At 44.4% G+C, this 1225-nt stretch carries 1 protein-coding gene; it reads left to right on the top strand.

Features of this window, described 5'->3' with window-relative positions:
- Positions 1–564, top strand: a 564-nt coding sequence (locus FA727_RS25675; protein WP_206663866.1) for a Ty1/Copia family ribonuclease HI, incomplete at its 5' end; no start/stop codon positions are given.
- Positions 565–1225 lie beyond the last annotated feature (661 nt).

Here is a 1225-nt window from a genome sequence, read left to right as displayed (position 1 = left end):
ATAGCCAAAAACCAACTAAGATATTCACAGATTATTGGTTCACTCATGTACTTAGCTAGCGCAACGAGACCCGACATAGCTTTTGCTGTGAGCAAATTGAGCAGGTTCATGTCAAACCCGGGTTCAGATCATTGGCATGCACTTGAAAGGGTTATGCGCTATCTAGTAGGTACTATGAGTTATGGGATTCACTATTCTGGGCACCCCGCTGTGCTGGAGGGATATAGTGACTCGAACTGGATTTCTGATGCTGATGAGCTTTATGCCACGAGTGGGTATGTGTTTACCCTTGGAGGTGGTGCTATATCATGGAGGTCTTGCAAACAGACCATTTTGACGAGGTCAACCATGGAAGCGGAACTAACCGCTTTAGACACAGCCACCGTTGAGGCTGAGTGGCTGCGTGAGCTTTTGATGGACTTTCCTGTGGTTGAGAAACCAGTACCGACTATCCTTATGAACTGTGACAATCAAACGGTGATAGTCAAAGTGAACAGTACGATTGAAGTCTGTCAGGAAGTTGAGAAACTCCGGAGTAATAAGTGTGACTTATATTCAAACTGACAAAAACCTGGCAGATCCTTTTACAAAAGGTTTATCACGGAATGTGATAGAAAATGCATCGAGGGAGATGGGTATGAGACCCGCGTAAGTTGCCACAGTAGTAACCCAACCTATGTGATTGGAGATCCCGCGAATTAGAACCTGAGAAAACAAGCTGCTGGTTGACTGAGGAGAGTAATTACTAGACCCTCTCTGAGTGAAGATGCAGTACTCTCAAATGCTGTAAGGCAGGTTAGCGATATGCTTTAATGTGTTTCTATTGGCTTGATTAAGCGAAGATGTTGTCCTACAGAACATTCTTGAAAGAACACACCTATATGAGCCCGATTGTAAAACGTCGCAGTCTATGAGATTTGGGTGATCTTTAGTAAGCTCAAGAAGAGACCAAGGAGTACGACGTATATGCTCCACCCGCGGGGTAGGCTACAGGTAGCCAAGTACTGGTTTGGTCTTTGAGTGAAACTTGTCCGCACAAAACTTGCAATTCAAGGCGTAGTCCATTGTTCAAGTTGTGGATGAGTGTAGCTTGATGCTCTAGGCGAGAGTTCAACTTAACAGTCCTTGCTGAAACACTGTCATATAAACAGTAGTGAGAAATAAGCAAATCTCTATATGGGAATTTGAGATGTGGTGGGGATTGTTAGATTATTGGGCGTGGCCC

Origin of the sequence: Robertmurraya kyonggiensis, from assembly GCF_005116465.1 — a bacterium.
GTDB classification, from domain to species: domain Bacteria; phylum Bacillota; class Bacilli; order Bacillales; family Cytobacillaceae; genus Robertmurraya; species Robertmurraya kyonggiensis.
Note: the sequence above shows the minus strand (reverse complement) of the source record. Positions and strands in the feature narration are given on the sequence as shown.